Source organism: Streptomyces sp. NPDC058457 (genome assembly GCF_042720695.1).
In the GTDB taxonomy this organism is placed as follows: Bacteria; Actinomycetota; Actinomycetes; order Streptomycetales; family Streptomycetaceae; genus Streptomyces.
In genome coordinates this window covers 23,554-41,770 of the sequence record NZ_JBHXLU010000105.1, presented here as the reverse complement: position 1 = coordinate 41,770, position 18,217 = coordinate 23,554, and the positions used below count along the sequence as shown (strand labels likewise).

General features: G+C 72.0%; 14 protein-coding genes. All 14 read right to left on the bottom strand.

The window, feature by feature from the left end; all coding sequences use genetic code 11:
- Positions 1–813, bottom strand: an 813-nt coding sequence (locus ACFWPS_RS46210; RefSeq protein ID WP_383718160.1) for a polysaccharide pyruvyl transferase family protein, incomplete at its 3' end; no start/stop codon positions are given.
- Positions 810–1,757 carry a glycosyltransferase family 2 protein gene (locus ACFWPS_RS46205; RefSeq protein ID WP_383718156.1) on the bottom strand — a complete coding sequence of 316 codons (948 nt, stop codon included), beginning with the start codon at positions 1,755–1,757 and terminating at the stop codon, positions 810–812. The genes ACFWPS_RS46210 and ACFWPS_RS46205, both read right to left, overlap by 4 nt.
- Positions 1,754–3,061 (bottom strand): hypothetical protein, encoded by a 1,308-nt coding sequence (locus ACFWPS_RS46200; RefSeq protein WP_383718153.1) that lies wholly within the window; start codon positions 3,059–3,061, stop codon positions 1,754–1,756. The genes ACFWPS_RS46205 and ACFWPS_RS46200 overlap by 4 nt, the downstream gene beginning before the upstream one ends.
- Positions 3,058–4,341, bottom strand: a complete 1,284-nt coding sequence (locus ACFWPS_RS46195; RefSeq protein ID WP_383718150.1) for a DUF4910 domain-containing protein — start codon at positions 4,339–4,341, stop codon at positions 3,058–3,060. The genes ACFWPS_RS46200 and ACFWPS_RS46195 overlap by 4 nt, the downstream gene beginning before the upstream one ends.
- The gene (locus ACFWPS_RS46190) at positions 4,329–5,354 is read right to left on the bottom strand and encodes an NAD-dependent epimerase/dehydratase family protein (RefSeq protein ID WP_383718148.1); all 1,026 of its coding nucleotides are present in this window, start codon (positions 5,352–5,354) and stop codon (positions 4,329–4,331) included. Before ACFWPS_RS46190 ends, ACFWPS_RS46195 begins: the two co-directional genes overlap by 13 nt.
- Positions 5,355–5,360: 6 nt before the next feature.
- The gene (locus ACFWPS_RS46185; RefSeq protein ID WP_383718146.1) at positions 5,361–6,008 is read right to left on the bottom strand and encodes a PIG-L deacetylase family protein; all 648 of its coding nucleotides are present in this window, start codon (positions 6,006–6,008) and stop codon (positions 5,361–5,363) included.
- Positions 6,005–6,799 carry a sugar phosphate nucleotidyltransferase gene (locus tag ACFWPS_RS46180; protein WP_383718142.1) on the bottom strand — a complete coding sequence of 265 codons (795 nt, stop codon included), beginning with the start codon at positions 6,797–6,799 and terminating at the stop codon, positions 6,005–6,007. The genes ACFWPS_RS46185 and ACFWPS_RS46180 overlap by 4 nt, the downstream gene beginning before the upstream one ends.
- Positions 6,796–8,043 (bottom strand): class I SAM-dependent methyltransferase, encoded by a 1,248-nt coding sequence (locus ACFWPS_RS46175; protein WP_383718139.1) that lies wholly within the window; start codon positions 8,041–8,043, stop codon positions 6,796–6,798. Before ACFWPS_RS46175 ends, ACFWPS_RS46180 begins: the two co-directional genes overlap by 4 nt.
- Positions 8,040–9,284, bottom strand: coding sequence for a glycosyltransferase (locus ACFWPS_RS46170; protein ID WP_383718136.1), 1,245 nt, complete (start codon positions 9,282–9,284; stop codon positions 8,040–8,042). The genes ACFWPS_RS46175 and ACFWPS_RS46170 overlap by 4 nt, the downstream gene beginning before the upstream one ends.
- Positions 9,285–9,286: 2 nt before the next feature.
- The gene (locus tag ACFWPS_RS46165; protein WP_383718134.1) at positions 9,287–10,543 is read right to left on the bottom strand and encodes an O-antigen ligase domain-containing protein; all 1,257 of its coding nucleotides are present in this window, start codon (positions 10,541–10,543) and stop codon (positions 9,287–9,289) included.
- Positions 10,544–10,556: 13 nt separating this feature from the next.
- Entirely contained in the window at positions 10,557–12,104 is a 1,548-nt protein-coding gene (locus ACFWPS_RS46160; protein ID WP_383718131.1) for a right-handed parallel beta-helix repeat-containing protein, read from the bottom strand.
- A gap of 8 nt (positions 12,105–12,112) precedes the next feature.
- Positions 12,113–14,071: an alginate lyase family protein gene (locus tag ACFWPS_RS46155; protein WP_383718128.1), complete on the bottom strand. Its 1,959-nt coding sequence runs from the start codon at positions 14,069–14,071 to the stop codon at positions 12,113–12,115.
- Entirely contained in the window at positions 14,068–16,263 is a 2,196-nt protein-coding gene (locus ACFWPS_RS46150) for a bi-domain-containing oxidoreductase (RefSeq protein WP_383718126.1), read from the bottom strand. Before ACFWPS_RS46150 ends, ACFWPS_RS46155 begins: the two co-directional genes overlap by 4 nt.
- 16 nt (positions 16,264–16,279) lie before the next feature.
- Positions 16,280–18,214 (bottom strand): asparagine synthase (glutamine-hydrolyzing), encoded by a 1,935-nt coding sequence (asnB, locus tag ACFWPS_RS46145; RefSeq protein WP_383718123.1) that lies wholly within the window; start codon positions 18,212–18,214, stop codon positions 16,280–16,282.
- Between the last annotated feature and the right edge of the window lie 3 nt (positions 18,215–18,217).

Sequence of the window (18,217 nt, the reverse complement as noted above, 5' to 3'; positions counted from 1 at the left end):
CACCGAGGCATCGCAGTCGTCGCCGGTGAGCAGCCGGACCGGCCTGCCTTCCTCGACCAGCACGCGGACGAACCGGATCGTCCCGTCGAGGTAGCGCCGGTATATCTCGTCGGCCCGGGCGCGGTCGTCGTTGCCGCCGTGGAAGTCCATGACACCGAGGCAGACCGGGCCCGGCGAGCCGGAGGGCGTGCTCGCCGGCGGTGTCGGCAGGGAGAAGGCGAGGTCCGGGTAGACCTCGTCGCGCGTGGTGTCCACGCCCATCGCCCGCATCGCGTCCCGGGACTGGGCGTCCCGGTAGGACCGGTAGGCGGCCAGGCGCCCCGACCAGCGGACCAGGGCGCGGGTCGGCCTGTTGCGGATCTCGGCGGCGCCGACGCTGACCAGCGCGACCCTGGTGCCCAGCAGCCGGCCGCTCGCGCAGAGCAGGAACAGCGAGTACGGGAAGCCCCACGGCCGCAGCGGCAGGGTGGCCTCCAGGACGCCCATGCCCGGCACGATCACCACGTCGTGCCGGCGCACCCAGGCGGCGGTGCGGAAGACGTCGACGAGTTTGCCGAGCCCCTTCGCCGCGATCGCGGCCGCACGTGACGCGGTCCGGTATTCCGCGCGGTTCCAGTGCAGCCGCGTGGCGGGGATCCCGAACCGGGCCGTCACGGCCTCGGGCCCGCCGCACAGCGCGTCCACGACCGCCTCCGGGTGCTCGGCACGGAGGTATCCGAGCACGGCCTGGAGCGATCCGTCGTTGCCGAGGTTGCCGGAGCCGAGCAGGCCGAACACCCCGACGCGCACCGGCTTTCCGTCCGCGGAGGTCATCCCTGCCTCCCCTCACGGCCTGCGACGAGGGCGTCGACGGAGACCGTGAGCAGGGCGGGGTCGACCGGTGCACGGTCCTCGACCCGCTCGCCGGCGCCCGGCCGGACCCGGCTGGTCATCCACGCGGCCAGGTGGCGGTAGCACGCGCGCCGGTCGGCCGGGGACAGCGGCGCCCGCCGGATCGCCGAGGCGAAGCCCCAGACGTACTCGGCGAGCAGCCGGGGCGTCGGGTGCAGCAGGCCGGCCCGGCGCGGGTCCAGGTTGACGCACCGGGAGCGCTTGGACGGGTTGGCCCGCTCGGCTCGCGTGGGGTGGTCGCGGCGGAAGTACAGCAGCTCCGGCACCTGGTGGAAGGGCCCGTGCAGGGTGATCTCGGCGACGAACGTGCGGTCCGCGTGGTGGTAGCTGTCCATCGGTTTCACCCGGCGCAGCACGTCGGCCCGCATCACCCCGTAGAAGTCGTCGCCACCGGGCTCGAACAGCAGGCTGCGGAAGCGCTCCGGTGCGTGCGGCGAGTCGGTGGCCAGTGTGTACTCGTAGGGGACCGTCACCTGGCCGTCCCCGTCGATGACGGCCTGGCCGGTGTGCGCGAGGATGATGTCCGGGCGCTCGTCCAGCGCCTGCACGCAGCGCCGCAGCAGGTCGCGGCCGTAGAGGTCGTCGTGCGAGGCCCATTTGAACAGCTCGCCGCGGGACTCGGCGAACACGTGGTTGTGGTTCGGGGTGGCGCCGATGTTCCGGGGCAGCCGGTGGTACCGGATGCGGGAGTCCTGTGCGGCGTACTTGCGGCAGATGTCCTCGGTCCCGTCGGTCGAGGCGTTGTCGGAGACGACCAGTTCGAAGTCCTCGTAGGTCTGGCCGAGCAGGGCGTCGAACGACTCGGCCAGGTACTCCTCGCCGTTGTACACGGGCAGGCCGATGCTCAGCCTGGGTCGGGCGGTCATGGGGTCCTCACTTCGGGGATGCGGTTGTGGTGGTGCTCGCGCAGGGCGGACCGCAGTTGCAGCCACCACACGGCCGAGCCGCTGACGGTCGCGGCGGCGACGCCCCAGGCCGAGCCGGCCGTGCCGGCGACGGCCGCGCCGCCGAGCCCGCCGCCGACGTAGCAGGCGGAGGCGAACAGCTGGCAGCGCAGGCTGCGCCGGGCCGCGCCGAGTGCGCGGAGCCCGGCCGCCGCACCGGTGCCGAGGCCCGCTCCCGCGACGCTGAGGGTGATCTGCACGATGAGGTGCGAGGAGGAGTGCCAGACGTCGCCGAGCGCCAGCTCGCCGAGCCGGCCCGGCATCAGCAGCAGCGCCGAGCCCCAGAGCAGCGCTCCGGCGGCCTGCCCCCCGCCGAGCAGGAGGCAGAACCTGCCCAGTTGGTGCGGGGCCCGCCGCAGCACCCGGGCCGCCTCCGGGACGGTGACCAGCGAAAGACCCATCAGCACGGCGAGGAACGGGCCCATCAGGAGCTCGGCGCCCCGCACCGCGCCCACCGCGCTCACCCCGACGATCACGCCGAGCCCGTACGCCCGCAGCTGGCTCGCGCCGCTGAGGCTGACGTTCTCGACCAGGTACCGGTAGCCGAGATCACGCTGCTCGCGCAGCCAGCGCCGTGCCTCGGCCAACCGGGGCCGGATGCCGGACTGGAGGTAGCCGTACCCCGCCGCCACCGTGGCGGACGCGCCCCAGGCGAGCACGAAGGCGGCCACGCTGTCCACGCGGGCCGCCACCACCATGGCCGGGACGAGCGCGATGCCCCACACGACGTCGTTGACGAACGCCTTCCGCCCGGCGCCGGCGGCGAAGAACGAGAACCGCCAGGCGTCCTGGAGCAGCAGCCCCGGCAGCATGACTCCGAGGGCGGCGAACGCGGGCCCCACGCGGCCGCCAAGGCCGAGCCCGGCCGCCAGGCACACCACGCCGAGGGCCGTACCGACGCCGAGTGCGGTACCGGTCGAGCGGGCCACCGCCCCGCGCCAGGAGGCGTTCGGCACGCCGCTGAAGCGCACCACGAGCGGGTCGGTGGCGAGGCCGCGGGAGACGTTGAGCACCACGCCGTAGGTCACCCAGGCCAGGCTGAACACGCCGAACGCGGTCACCCCCAGCGAGCGGGCCACGTAGATGCCCACCGCGAAGTTGCTGATGCTGGAGGCCGCCTGGTCGGCCAGTCCCCAGGACAGCCGGCCGACCAGAGCCCGCTTGGCGGACCGGGCCGGTGGCGCCGTGCTCTGCAGATTCTCCCCCTGGGTGGTCATCGGCGTCATTCCTTGATCAGCCCGGCGCCGTGCAGCGCGCTCGCCGCGCCGGCGACGGTGTCGAACGGGAGCCCGGACCGCTCGGCGACGTCCAGCAGACTGTGCTCGCCGTCGGAGAGGTTGAGCACCCAGAGCATGGCCATCTGGGCCTGCTTGGTGTCACTGCGGCCGCCGAGGGCGTCGTACAGCCCGCGCCGGCCCAGTTGCGGTTCGCCGTAGGGACTGAGGTTGAGGTACCGCCGGTTGCGGTCGAGGACGGCGAACGCCTCGCGGCAGACGGCAAGGGTGTCCGCCATCGCCGCCGGGGAGACGAAGTCCAGGTTGTCCGCCGAGGTGTGGTACTCGGGGTAGCCGGCGTACGGGGTCCGGGTGAGCGAGCCCACGCCCAGGTTGAACCCGGGCGAGCAGAACTGTCGCTCGTCGTAGCCGTACGGGGTGAACTCGGTGACGCGGTGCGGGCGTTCGGAGGCGGTCAGGACGTGCTGCAGCACCCGGTCGATCTCCGCGTCGCCGCGCCTGCTCTGTTTGTACGTCAGTTGCCCCGGGTCTCCGGCGCAGGCGAGCACGAGGCCGTGCTTGACCCGGTCCACCCGCTCCGCGTTGCGGGCCAGCCAGGTGATCGCCCCGATGGTGCCGGGCGCGAACAGGAACCGGTAGGTGTAGTGCGTCGGCTGCTCCGCAAGGGCCCGGGCCAGGTACGTCGCCACCGCGATGCCGGCCAGGTTGTCGTTGGCCAGCGACGGGTGGCAGACATGGCAGGAGACGATCACCTCGTCGGGGACCTGCCCGGGGACCACGTACTCGGCGTAGGTGAGGTGGCCGTCCGCGAGGGTGGAGTCGATGCGTACCTCGTAGTCGCCGTCCGGCAGCGCGTCCAGGGTCTCCTGGGCCAGGCAGAATCCCCATTCCGGCTTGTAGTAGCTGGTGCGGTACGGCACCCAGGACGGGTGGTCCGGCAGGGTGTGCAGGTGTCCGCGGAGTTCGGCGAGGGGCAGGGTCGCCGACACCGGCACGCTGTAGCCGAGCACGTGCAGGCTGGACGCGGCGAAGTCGACGACCCGCCGGCCGGCGGAGTCGGCGATGTACGCGTCCCGGATGTTCCACTCCTGCGGCACCGTCCAGTCGAGCACCTGCGTCCCGGTCGGCACCTCGTGCACCTGCAGCGGGATGTACTCCCCGACGATGTCCAGGGTGGCGCGCACGCCGTCGCCGGTGATGCTCCGGCAGAGCGGGTACATCCGCTCCACCAGCGCGTACATCTCCTCGCTCACGTCGGTCACCGGCGCCACCTGAGGGTGTCGTCGACGGTGCCGGCGTCGGACGCCGCGCGCAGCACGGCGAGCCGGGTGAAGCGCTGTTCGAAGTCCTCCCGGGTCAGGTCGAACTTCCGGTAGGCGTCGGCCAGTTCGAGCGCGCCCTGCTGCACCGTCCACTCGCAGTCGAAGCCGGGTATCGCGGCGCGGAACCGGGCGAAGTCCACCCGGTACGAGCGCGGGTCGGCGCCGTTCTCGCCGGTGATCACCACCTTGGAGCCGGACACCGCCTCGGCGACCTGCTCGGCGATCTCGGCGACCGTGACGTTGTTGATCTCGCTGCCGATGTTGAACGCCCGGTCGTGCACCGCCTCGCGCGGCGCGGTCAGCGCGGCCGTGAAGGCCCGCGCGATGTCGGCGGCGTGTACCAGCGGGCGCCAGGGGGTGCCGTCGGAGAGCACCAGCACCTCGCCGGAAAGGAGCGCGTGGCCCACCAGGTTGTTCAGCACGATGTCGGCGCGCAGCCGGGGCGAGAAACCGAAAGCGGTGGCGTTGCGCATGAACACCGGGGTGAAGTCGCCGTCGGCCAGCTCGTGCAGGTCGTCCTCCACCCGCACCTTCGACTCCGCGTACGGCGTCACCGGGCGCAGCGGGGCGTCCTCGGCCACCAGGTCGTCGCCGCCGGCGGCGCCGTAGACCGAGCAGGTCGACGCGTACAGGAAGCGCCGTACTCCGGCGTCGCGGGCCAGTCGGGCAAGGCGCACGGACGCGTGGTGGTTGATGTCGTAGGTGAGTTCCGGTGCCAGCGAGCCGAGCGGGTCGTTGGAGAGCGCGGCCAGGTGGATCACGGCGTCCACCCCGGCGACGTGCTCGGCCGTGACGTCGCGCAGGTCCACCCTGTGCCCGGGCGGGTCGGCGGGGGCCGGGCCGAGGACGGAGTCGGCGAACAGGCCGGCGTCGAGGCCGACGACCTCGTGTCCGGCGGCCGTGAGGACCGGGGCCATCACGGTGCCCAGATAGCCCTGGTGTCCGGTCAGTAGTACGCGCAAGGTTGTTCAACCCCCCAGGTTGAGCGTGAGTTTGGTGACGGCGAACGCCTCGGCGTAGCGCGCGTGGCATTCGATGCCGCGGATCCGGGCGAGGCCGAGGAAGGCCTCCCGGTCGTACCAGGGCCGGTGCCGCTGCGAGGGGTAGTGCTCCTGCAGCAGCCGCACCTTCTGTTCGGCGGTCTCCGGCGCCAGCGGCTGGTACGCCGACGGCCGGCCGAGATCACCGTCCCACTTGACGATCTCGTAGCCGAGCACGAGGTGGTCACGGAACGCGGTGGGCAGCAACCGCGCCAGGCCGCGGTGGTCCTGGTGCGCGTCGTCGGTGCGCGGCGCGAGGATCAGATCCGGGTCGGTCCGCTCGCGCAGCTCCTCGACCGCGGCCTTGGCCTCCTCCCAGTGCGCCGGCAGCCGGCCGTCCGGCAGCTTGAGCACGGTCAGCCGCAGGTCGGCGCCCGGGCAGAAGGCGGCGAGCGCGGCCTGCTCCTCCTGCTCGCGCTCGCTGCCGCCGCCGGAGAGCACCAGCGCGTCGACGCGGATGCCCGGCCGCGCCTGGCACAGCGTCAGCAGGGTGCCGCCGGCGCCGATGGCGATGTCGTCGCAGTGCGCGCCCACCGCGACGATCCGGTCCAGGGGTCCGGCCCCGAGCCGGATCACGCTCTGGCTCCGGCAGTGTCCCGCTCCCACACGGCCCACGGGCGGTCGCCCCGGGCGTAGGCCTCGTCGAGCGCGGCCCGCTCCTTCACGGTGTCGGTCGGCTTCCAGAAGCCGCGGTGCTGATGCGCCACCAGCCGCCCCCGCTTGGCCAGTTGGGCGCATCCGTCGGCGACCAGGTCGCCGTTCTCCGGTATGTGGTCGAAGACCTCCTGGCGGAGCACGAAGTAGCCGCCGTTCTCCCACAGCGGCAGTTCGCTCACCGCGGTGATGCCTCCCACCAGGCCGTCCTCGCCCAGCTCCACGCAGTGGAACGACGACTGCGGTGGCACCACCATCATCGACGCCCCGGCGTCGCGCGCGGCGAACTTGTCGATCATCTCCGGCAGCGGGGCGTCGGTGAGCACGTCGGCGTAGTTGGCGAGGAACATCTCGTCGCCGTCCAGGTGGTGCCGTACCCGGCGCAGCCGCTCCCCGATGGGTGACTCGATACCGGTCTGCGCGAACGTGATCGTCCAGTCGGCGATGTCGGTGGACAGCAGCTCGGTCTTTCCGCCCCGCAGCACGAAGTCGTTGGACGTCGTCTCCTCGTAGTTGAGGAAGAAGTCCTTGATGTGGTGGGCCCCGTAGCCGAGGCACAGGATGAACTCCGTGTGCCCGAAGTACGCGTAGTAGCGCATGACATGCCAGATCAGCGGTCGCGGGCCGACCATCGCCATCGGCTTGGGCACGTCGTCGGAGGCACCGCTGCGCATCCGCATCCCGTAACCGCCGCAGAGCAGGACGACCTTCATGCTGTGACCTCTTTCGCGGCCTCGACAATGCTCAGTTCCGGGATGGGAAAGACCAGCCGGCCGCCCCACTCGTGCACGAAGGACAGCTGCTCGACCAGTTCGGCCCGCAGGTTCCACGGCAGGACGAGGACGTAGTCGGGTTTGTCTTCGGCTATCCGCTCGGGCGGCAGGATCGGGATGCGGGTGCCCGGGGTGAACCTGCCGTGCTTGTAGGGGTTGCGGTCGACGGTGTAGGTGAGCAGGTCGGGGCGGATGCCGCAGTGGTTGAGCAGGGTGTTGCCCTTGCCCGGGGCGCCGTAGCCGACGACCGTCTCACCGCGGTCGGCCGCGTCGATGAGGAACCGCAGCAGGTCCCGGCGCACCTTCGCCACCCGGGCGGAGAACTTGGCGTACCCGGAGAGCTCCTGCAGCCCGGCGGCCTTCTCCCGGGCGAGTACGTCGGCCACCCGCTGGGTCGGCTCGTCGGCCGCCTCGGCCGGGCGGGCCCACAGCCGGATGGAGCCGCCGTGCGTGGGCAGCAGCTCGACGTCCACGAGCGCGAGTCCGCCGCTCGCAAGGGCCCGGATCGCCGAAGCCACCGTGTAGTACTGGAAGTGCTCGTGGTAGATCGTGTCGTACTGGTTCTCCTCGATCAGGGTCAGCAGGTGCTGCACCTCGATGGAGACCCAGCCGTCGTCGGCGACCAGCGCGCGCAGCCCCCGGGTGAAGCCGACCACGTCGGGGATGTGCGCGTACACGTTGTTGGCCACGACCAGGTCCGCCGGGCCGTGCTCCGCGCGGACGGCCGCGCCGGTGTCCGGGGAGAGGAACTCCGTGAGCGTGGGCACCCCCGCTTCCCGTGCCGTGGCGCCGACGTTCACCGACGGCTCGATGCCGAGGCAGCGGATCCCCCGGTCCACCACGTGCCGCAGCAGGTAGCCGTCGTTGCTCGCCACCTCGACCACGAAGGCGTCGGGGCCGAGCGGAAGCCGCTCCACGGCGCCGGCGACGAACGTGCGCGCGTGCTCCACCCAGGAGGTCGAGTAGGAGGAGAAGTAGGCGTACTCCTTGAACGTCTCCTCCGGCGTGATCAGCGGAGGGATCTGCGCGAGCCAGCAGTCGGTGCAGACCCGCAGGTGCAGCGGGTACGCCGGCTCCGGCTCATCCAGTTGGTCCGCGGCGAGAAAGCTCTCACACGGCGGCGTCGCCCCGAGGTCGACGACGCTCGCCATCGCTTCCGAGCCGCAGAGTCGGCATCGTGTCATCTGCTGTCCCCATCCCCCCTGCTCGCGCGGGTCTCCCCGCCACGAGCCTGTGCTGACCGAGCCGCGATCGCGGTGCGGTACTCCTCCAGCAGGCGCTCCAGGCCGACGGCCGGGCTGAAGCCCTGCTCGTAGCGGCGGCGGGCTGCCTGGCCCATCTCCCGGTTGCGGTTCGGCTCGGCCGCGATCCGGCGTATGCAGGACGCGAGCGAGGCGGGCTCGCCCGGCCGGTGCAGCAGCCCGGTGACGCCGTCCTCGACGAGTTCGACGAAGGCGCCGTGGCCGGCGGCGACGGTCGGCACCCCGGCCGCCATCGCCTCCACGACCACCAGCCCGAACGCCTCCAGCCACGTCGAGGGAGCCACCACGGCGACCGACCGCGCGACGGCCTTGCGGCACTCCGCCACATCCAGCAGGCCGACGTAGCGGACGTCGTCCCGGTCCGCCGCCCAGGCGGTCACCTCTCGCTCCAGCGGCCCCGTGCCGGCGATCACGAGCGGCACGCCCAACCCGCCGCGCGCCGCGATCTCGTCCCACGCGGCCATGAGCAGCCGTACGCCCTTGGCCTCCGCGAGCCGGCCGAGATAGAGCAGGTGCTCTCCCTCGCCCTCCCGGCAACTGCCCGGGTCGGGCACGAAGTTGTGCTTCACCGCCAGCCGCTCGGCCGGCATCCCGGACCGCACCAGGACGTCGCGCTGTGCCGCGGAGATACAGAGGAACCGCTCCACGCCGGACCACCACCGCCGCCGGTTGACCGACATGCTGACCGCGAGCGGCACGGTCGCGAGGCGGGAGTTCCGGTAGCAGCCGTGCCGGACGGCGGGCAGGGGTGCCGCGGAGCCGACACACTCGGTGCACGGCCGGCCGTCCCGCTGGAGCGTGCCGGGCGGGCAGACCTGGGTGTAGTTGTGCAGCGTGGCGACGGCGGGCACACCGGCGTCGGCGCACGCGGCGAGGACCGCGGGCGACAAAAGCGGGAAGACGTTGTGGACGTGCACCACGTCCGGCCGCTCGGTGCGCAGCCGGGCGGCGAGTTCCGTGCGGACCGCCGGGTTCCACGGCACGAGGAGCGGCACCGCGACCTTGCCGAGGAGGGACCGGCCGGCGATGTCGTCGCTGCGCCGCTCGAACACCTCGACCCGGTGGCCGGCCGCGCGCAGCAGCTCCACCTCCTGGTCGACGACCTTGTTCTCCCCGCTCGGCTGCGCCGAGGCGTAGCGGTTGTGCACCACGAGGACGTGCATGCTCAGGTCACCTCCGTTCCCTGGGCGAGTGGTCGAGAGGCCCCGGGCGCGGCAGGGGACGTCGCCGCGGCGGGTGACGCCAGCAGCGAGGCGGCCAGGGCCAGATGCAGCAGATACGGCGAGGCGTCGCCGAGACCGGCCTCGGTGTACGAGGCGATCGCGCAGTAGCTGATCAGGAAGATCGCGCAGGCCCGCTGCAGCGACGGTGGCCGCAGCAATGCCACGGCGCCCAGCACGATGATGATCACCGCGACGAGGGTGACGCCCATCAGGCCCTGCTCGTTGTAGACGGCCAGCCAGCTGTTGTCGATCGGCAGCCCGCCGAACGACTTGTCGCCCAGGCCCACGCCGAGCAGCTTCTCCGAGGTGGACCGGGGCGCGGCGAGCAGGGCGTCCCAGACCTTGGCCCGGCCGGTGAGGCTGGAGAAGTTCTCCTTGGTCTGTCCGCGCAGGAACCACGTCTGCAGGGCGGAGGCGAAGCCCACGGCGGCCACCGCGCCGCACAGCACCGCCCAGGTGAAGAACCGGCGGGCGGCCGCGCTGGTCAGGATGAGCGAGCCGATCGCCAGCGCCAGCCCGAGCAGCAGGCCGAGCGTGGCCGTGCGGGTATGGGTCAGCGCGAGCAGCACGAAGGACGGCACGATGACCACCACGGCGCTGGTCCGGTCGGTCCTGTGACCCAGCAGGAGCAGCACGGTGAGCCCGATGATCACCGCAGCGTACTGCCCGATCTGCGGCGGGGTGAGCGGCCACAACGCGCCGACCAGGCGTCCGCCGTAGAGGTCGGGCAGGGCCGCGCCCGGTGAGACGACGAGGCCGGCGGCCACCGATCCGAGCACCGCGAAGTACGCCCGGATGTGGTGGCGGACGAACGTCAGGCTGCCGTCCCACCAGCGGCTGAGCAGCCACAGTGTGCCGACGAAGAGAGTCAGCCGGAAGCAGCGGAACAGCGCGCCGAAGCCGGACTCCAGGTTCGCGCTGGAGATCACGCTCGTCACCAGCAGCAGGGTGAGCAGGAGCAGGTAGGCGCTGGGTCGGATGCGCAGCCGGACATTGACCGTGAGCGCCAGCGCGAACGCGGCGACCAGGGCACCCATGGTGACCATCTGGATGAGGGAGCGGGGCAGCGGGACGATGGTCTTCGCCCCGGCGGAGCCGAGGGTGTTGAGGACCAGCAGCCCCCAGACGATGCCGACGAGCCTCGGAGTGCCGGCGGAGCCCGGTTCGGCGCCGGACCGCGTGTCCGGCTCCTTGTTCATCTGCGCTTCCATCTCAACCACCGGCCCCTGGGTCGAGAGTGCTGCCCGCGTCCTGCCGGTAGTCCATGCCCTGCCACTCGTCGAAGTCGAGCACCCGGCTCGGGTCGTAGGCGACGAACTCCCACGGTCCGAGGTAGACGTTGTGGTGCCATCGGTTGTCCTGCTTGTGGGTGATCGCCTCGGCCACCTTCTCGCCCTTGTACGGCGACCAGTCCGGATAGGTTCCGTAGTTGGACAGCACCGCCATGCGGTCGCACATCTCCGTGCACTTGACCACGGACTCGTCGAGCACGAAGCGGTTGTCGTGGATGTCCACGCGCTGGGTCTTCCATCGGCAGTCGGCGTAGAGCGGTGCCTTGTCGATCGCCGGCTTCGCACAGCTCCGGGCGTTCTTCACCAGCAGCGTGCAGTCACCGGACGAGGTGTTGGCCGGGCTGTTGCAGAAACGGTCGGCGTTCTCCCACAGGGTGATCCCGGACCAGTTGTTCTCCAGCACGTTCCGGTAGATCTCGATCTTGTCGGTGCGGGCCCGGACCCGTGGTTCGCCGCCGGACTCGGACAGGTAGATCGTCGCGTACGGGAAGTTGTCGCCGCGGTCGGCGTACCTGCGGCCCTCGGCCCAGTTGTTCCGCCGGATCGTGTTGTTCCGGATGACCGCGTTGTAGCTGGTCTCGTAGATCAGCGCGGCACCGTCGTTGGCCTCCAGCACGTTGTTCTCGATGAGGAAGTCGTTGTTGTCGGTGTCCGCCCACAGCCCTGCTCCGTGGTTGCCGTGCACCCAGTTGCCGCGTACGTCGGCGCCGTCGACGGCCCAGAACTTGATGCCGCCGGTGCAGCCGCAGCCCTCCTGCCGCCGCTCCCAGTTGTCGGTGTTGTTGCCGACGATCTCGTTGTCCTCGACCACCAGGCCGCTGATGCCGCCGCCACCCTTGTAAGCGTTCATTCCGTACTGTCCGTTGTCGCGCAGGCAGCTGGAGCGGACCTGCTGGTGGGCACCGGCCATCAGCCCGGCCCCGGAGTTGTCCTGGATCGTCGCGTGCTCGATCACCCACCCGTCGGCCGAGTCGTGGTTGACCACGCCCTCGTTCTGCGGGGCGACGAACCGCTGCACGGTGAGATAGCGGATGGTGACGTCGGGGGCGGTGCCCGCGAACGCGTACTGGTTCTTCTTCCCGCCGTCGAGCACCGCGCCCGGCGCACCGAGGTAGCGGTCCCCCTTCTTGGGGATCACCTGGGCGTAGCGGTCCGGGGCGAGTCGGTGCTTGCCCGGTCGAAGCCAGAACGTGGTGTTCGGAGGGCTGCTCTTGGTCTTCGACTCCAGGTCACCGACCACCGCGGGGTCGACCGTCACCGCGCCCGCGGGCGCCTTCGCCGGCCCGGCCACGGGGTTGGCGCACACGCGGGCCACGGTTCGGGCCGCGGACGTGGACGTCGACGTGGACGGCGCGGCGGTCGGCTTCGCTGTCGGGGCACTCGACGTGCTGTCGCAGCCGGTCGCCGTCAGCAGGGCCAGCGCCAGCGGTGCCGCCGCCAACGCCCAGTGCCGCCTCTTGATCCCCACGTGCCCCCCTAGCCGCCGAACCTGAGCACGGTGGTGAACCCGCCCGCGCCGTCGGCGGTGCCGGTACCGACCAGGGTTGTGGTGGGTTCCTTGCGCCCGAATCCCTCGGAGTACCAGCCCAACGGCGGGGCGGTCTCGCCGCGATGCGCCCGCCAGGACAGCTGCCCGGGCAGGTCGAGCACCGCGGAGCGCCCCTCGCCGTCCCGGATCCAGGTGAGCACCGCCCGGTTCCCCACCAGGTCCGCGGCGATCGCCGGGCCGAGGTGGAACGCCAGTTGCACGGTCCGGTGCGGGCCGCGCACCTCGTCGACCACCTTCAGCTCCTGGCTCGCGGCCGTCAGCTCCACCCGGCGGCGGTGCACGGAGCCCTGGTACCCGTCGTGCTCGGCGCACCAGCGAGCCACGCCCTCGCCGGAGGTGTCCGCCGTCAGGACGCGGGTGCGGGCATGCCGGGTCCACAGGAAGGGGCCGCCGGAGACGGACTGGTCACCGCCGTCCAGTTGCAGCGTGTTGTGGCCGAGGGTCGACCGGAAGTACTGCCGCCACTCGGGCTGCCCGTGGTAGCAGAACGTCCCCGGGTCGGCGAGCACGTCGACCCCGTCGTGCCGGACCTCCACGGACAGCGCGTCCGCGTGGGCGTGCGCGGCGATGGACAGGAAGCCGTGCGGACCACCGTCGCAGCGGCACCAGATCTCTCCCGGACCGCGCAGGATGCTCAGCCCCGCGTCGGCGAAGTGGGCCGGCCGGCGAGCCGGGCGGGACACGGCCGGTGCGGTTCCGTCCTTCGAGTACGGCTGGATGAGCGCGGCCAGCAGCGGGGTGCGCACATCGGTGCCGGTCACCGCCGGCCACCAGTCGAGCCGGCCGAACACGGCGTCGCCGGTGGCAAGCAGCGAGCCCCAGCGGTCGGTGCCCGCGCCGTCCACGACCAGACCGTGCCCGTCGTCCGCGTCCCCCTGGCGCGGCGGCCGCAGCCGGCTGTCCACGACGGCCGCGAGTGCGTCGGTCATCCGCAGCAGCACCAGCCGGACGGTCGAAGGGACCTGCACGCCTGCGGCATCCGCCTCGGCGACCGCGGCCAGGCCGAGTTCCAGCACGAGTCCGTGGTACTCGGTGGCCAGCTCGCGGTTGAGGCCGGAGGCGAAGGTGTTGCTGCGCAGGTGCCGCTCCAGCGAGCGAAGCGCGTCGGCCCGCCAGCGCTCCGAGGAGGGGAACCAGCCGAACGCGCAGGCCGCCGCGAGCTGCCCGGCGGCCTCGGCGATGACGTGGTTGTTCGCCGAGGACCCCCGGCTGGGGAAGGCGGCCAGCCAGCGCTGGTGGTGCCAGATCTGGTTCAGTGCCACCGGGTTGTCCTCGAACAGCCCGGCCGCGCCCGGCCAGTCGTCGAGCAGGCGGCGGATCCACACCCAGGACAGCAGTCGGATGCCCAGCTCGATGCCGCTGATCCAGTGCACGCCCCGCAGCGGGGGGTTGGCGGTCCACCACGACCGCAGATGCTCGGCCACGCGCTCGGCGTACCGCTCGTTCCCGGTGACCGCGTAGGCGGCGGCGAGCACGGTGAGGTACTGGTGCCGGGACAGCTCCCAGATCTGCTTGATGTCCCCGACCGCCTCCTCGTTCCGGTACGGCACGTCGAAGGCGTAGCCCCACGGCGCCCGGCGCCCGGTCTTCGGGTCGCACCACCAGTCCGGGTCGGTGAGGTCGTCGCGGACCACCCCGAAGTACTCGACGTGCCCGTACATCAGGCGGTCCGCCTCGGCGACGAGACGTTTCGCGGCGTCCGGGGGCACCGCGGCGATCGTCCCGGCGGGCAGTACGGCGGTGAACCGGGCGCCGGTCACGCTCGGGCTGTCCGGCCGCGCGGACCGCCACCGCCGTCTGCGCACCGTGTCGCCCGCCCGGCCCGCGACCTCCCGCGGCCCCATCCGGGACAGCCGTCGCAGGTACCAGCTCGCGCTCATGGTCATCGCGTCCGCTCCAACGTCACCGGCTCGCCGGAGGCCAGGGCACTCCGCACGGCGAGGGTGGCCGCCGTGGTGGCGACCAGCGACTCGAGCGGCACCGGCATCGGTCCACCGGTCCGCACGGCCTTGATGAACGCGGCGAGTTCGGCGTTCTGGCCCTTGTCCCGGGCCTTGGGCAGCCGCGAACTGACCCACCGCTTGCGGCCGTACACCGAGGCCCGGACGAAGTCGTCGAGCTTGAGCACCTTGCCGTCGGCGAGGAGGTCCAGCGTCTCCTTGGGGAAGCCGGGCGCGCCGGTGGTGACGTAGCTGATGGCGGCCGTGGACCCGTCCGGGTAGCGGAGCACGACCTGCAGGTCGTCGCTGCCGGACGTGGCGACGGCGTAGACCGAGACCGGGTCGGCGTCGAGCAGCCAGCTCGCCGTGTCCACGAAGTGCCCGCCCTCGCCCTCGAACCGTGAGCCCTCGGTGCCCTGGCGGAGGTACCAACTGCCGTGCTGCAACTGGCCGGCGTTGACCAGGTAGCGCAGGCTCGCCGGACCGGTCCGGACGCCGAACCGCTCCTTGGCCTCCTGCAGCAGCGGCGCGAACCGGCGGTTGAAGCCCACCTGTATCCGGTCGTTGCCGGACTCCTCCACCGCCGCGAGCACGCCGGCCAGTTCGTCCTCGGTGAGGGCGAGGGGCTTCTCCACGAACACCGTCTTGCCGGCCAGCAGTGCCTTCCGGGTCAGTTCGGCGTGCGAGCTGTGCCGGGTGACCACGAACACCGCGTCGACGGACTTGTCGCCGAGCACGGCGTCGAGGTCGGTGGTCGCCTCGGCGAAGCCGAACTTCCGCTGCGCGTTGGCCGCGGAGAGCGCCGTCGTGGTGACGACGGTCGACAGCTCGACGCCCTCGCGCCGGGCCAGGTGCGGCAGCAGCATCGACGTCGCGTAGTTTCCCGCGCCGACGAACGCGAGGCGCACCGGTGACTTGGCGGCCCGGGCCGGGGCGGGCGCTCCCCCGCCGCGGCGCACCGCGGGCACGGCCACCGACGGGGCCGCCGCCTCCCCTTCCGCCGCCTCCGCCGCCTGTTCGGGGTAGCGGAAGAGCACGGCCACGGCCTTCAGTTCGCCGTCCTTCAGCCGCCGGTACGTCTCGACCGCGTCGTCGAAGTCGGCGACATGGGAGACCAGGGGCTCCACGTCGACGCGGCCGCGGGCGACGAGGTCGAGGAAGCACGCGAGGTTGCGGCGCTCGGTCCAGCGCACATAGCCGATCGGGTAGTCGCGTCCCTCCAGCTCGTACTCCGGGTCGTAGCGCCCGGGGCCGTACGACCGCGAGAACCGGACGTCGAGTTCCTTCTCGTAGTACGCGTTCCACGGCAGGTCCAGGCGGCACTTGCCGATGTCGACGACCCGGCCGCGGTCCCGGCAGAGCCGGGCGGCCAGCTCGACGGGCTGGTTGCTGCCGCCGCCGGCGGCCAGGTACACCTGGTCCACACCGTGCCCGTCGGTGAGTTCGGCGACGGCGGTTTCCACGACCGCGGAGGAGGGGTCGCCGCAGGCCACGGCGCCCAGACGCTCGGCGAGTTCGCAGCGCGTCGGGTCGGGGTCGGCACCGACGACGCGGACTCCGGCGGCGGCCAGGAGCTGGACCACCAGCTGCCCGATCAGGCCGAGGCCGATGACCAGGGCCACCTCGCCGAGCTGCGGCTCGCCCTGGCGGACGCCCTGCATCGCGATCGACCCGACTGTGCCGAAGGCGGCGTGGCGCGGCGCGAGGCCGTCCGGTACCGGGGTGTAGAGGTTCTTCGGCACCCAGTTCAACTCGGCGTGCAGTGCGTGCTCGTTGCCGGCGCAGGCCACGAGGTCGCCGACCTTCACGTCGTCGATACCGGCGCCGACCTGCTCGACGACCCCGCACAACGAGTAGCCCAGCGGTGTATAGGAGTCCAGCTTGCCCATCACCTTGCGGTAGGTGGCGGGCACCCCGTTGGTGGCCACGCTCTGCATGACCTTGGCCACCTGGTCAGGCCGGGAGCGGGCCTTGCCCAGCATCGACATGCCGGCCTCGGACACCTTCATGAGCTCGGTGCCGGTGGAGATCAGCGAGTAGGCGCTGCGGACCAGCACACCGCCCGGCTTGCACCCCGGCACCGGAACGTCGAGCACCGCCAGCTCGCCGCTCTTGTAGTTCTGCACAACCTGCTTCACCCGAACTCCTGAATTCCTAAGCCGTCAACCGAGTGCTCTGGCCGGACCCGGAGGTCGCGTCGCGATACCAGTACTCGAGGGTCAGTACGTGCCACAGATGCTTGGAGTAGTCCTGCTGCCCGGCGGCGTCCTCGGCGACCATGCGCGCCAGCGCGTCACGGCGCAGGAACCCGGAACGGACGAGCTCGCCGTCGTTGACCACCTCGCGGACCAGCGGTGCCAGATCCCGGCTCATCCAGGCCCGCAGCGGGGCGCTGAACAGGCCCTTGGGCCGGTACACGATCTCCCGGGGCAGGACCGAGGTGGCCGCCTCCTTGAGGACGGCCTTGCCCTGCCGTCCGACGATCTTGCGGTCGCCGGGCACGGTGAACGCGGCCCTGACCACCTCGACGTCCACGTACGGCACGCGGACCTCGGTGGAGGCGGCCATGCTGGAGCGGTCCGTGTACGTGAGGTTCAGGCCCGGCAGGAACATCCGGGCGTCGGTGAGGCACATGCGGTTGACGAAGTCGTCGAGGTCGTTGTCCGCGTAGACGTCCGCGTGCTCGGTCAGCACGTCCTCGACCGTCCCGGCCAGGTCCGGATCGAGCAGGGCGAGCAGTTCGTCCTGGTCGTACATGGTGTAGCTGCGCCGGAAGGCGGTCTCCTCCGGCAGGTCGGCGAAGGAGAGGAACCGCTTCGCGAAGCGCACCGACCGGTACCCCCGGCGGCTCGTCGCGACCGGCAGCCGGTCCACGGCCGCGGACACCCCGCGCCGCAGGGGCCGCGGGACGCGCTGGTAGCGCAGCGCGATCAGGTTGGCCAGGTGCTTGCGGTACCCGGCGAACAGTTCGTCCGCGCCCATCCCGGAGAGCATCACCTTCACCCCGGCCTCTCGCGCGGCCGAGCAGATCAGGTACGTGTTGATCGCGGCGGGGTCGCCGATCGGCTCGTCCAGGTGGTACGTCATCTGCGGCAGCAGGTCGAGGACGTTCGGCGCGATCTCGATCTCGTGCAGGTCGACGCCGAACTGCTCGGCGACCTGCCGGGCGTAGCGCAGGTCGTCCGGCATCGCCTCGAACCTGGCGTCCTCGGCACGGAACCCGATCGTGTAGGCGGAGATCCCCGGCTGGTGGCGGGCCGCCAGCGCGGTCAGGTAGCTGGAGTCGAGGCCGCCGGAGAGGAAGGTCGCCACGGGTACGTCGGAGAGCAGGTGGCGCCGGGTCGAGTCCTCGACGACGGCGGCCAGGTCCGGCGTCTCGCCGGCCCGGGCCCGCTCCCGGCCCTCGGCGGCGACGTCCTTCAGGTTCCAGAACCGGCCGCGCTCCACCCGGCCGTCGGGCCGGCACCTCAGCCAGCTGCCGGGCTCCAGCTTCTCCGCCTCGCTGAACGCGCACCGTGAGTCCGGCACCCAGTAGTACAGCAGCGAGGCCACCAGCGCCGCAGGGTCCACCTGCAGCGACCGGCCGGTGGCGACGGAGAGCGCCTTGAGCTCGGAGGCGAACACCAGGCCACCGCCGCGCCGGAGCAGGAACAGCGGCTTGATGCCGAGCTGGTCGCGGGCGAGCACCAGGTCGCCGGTGCGCTCGTCGAAGACGCCGAACGCGAACATGCCGCGCAGCCGGGGCAGGCAGTCCGTGCCCCAGCGCCGCCAGGCCTCCAGGAGCACCTCGGTGTCGGAGGTGCCGCGGAAGCGCACCCCGGTGGCTTCCAGCTCGGCCCGGAGCTCGGGCGCGTTGTACAGCTCGCCGTTGTAGGTCAGGACGAGGCCGTCCGAGACCATCGGCTGGGCGCCGGTGTCGGACAGGTCGATGATGGCCAGCCTGCGGTGCCCGAGGTGGACTTCGCCGTCGCCCACGGGGTGGCTGTACCGGCCCGCCCCGTCCGGACCGCGGTGGGCGAGGGTGTCGGTGAGCCGGTCGGTCACGAGCTTTCCGTCCGGCCATCGGTAGGTGCCTGCGATGCCGCACATGTG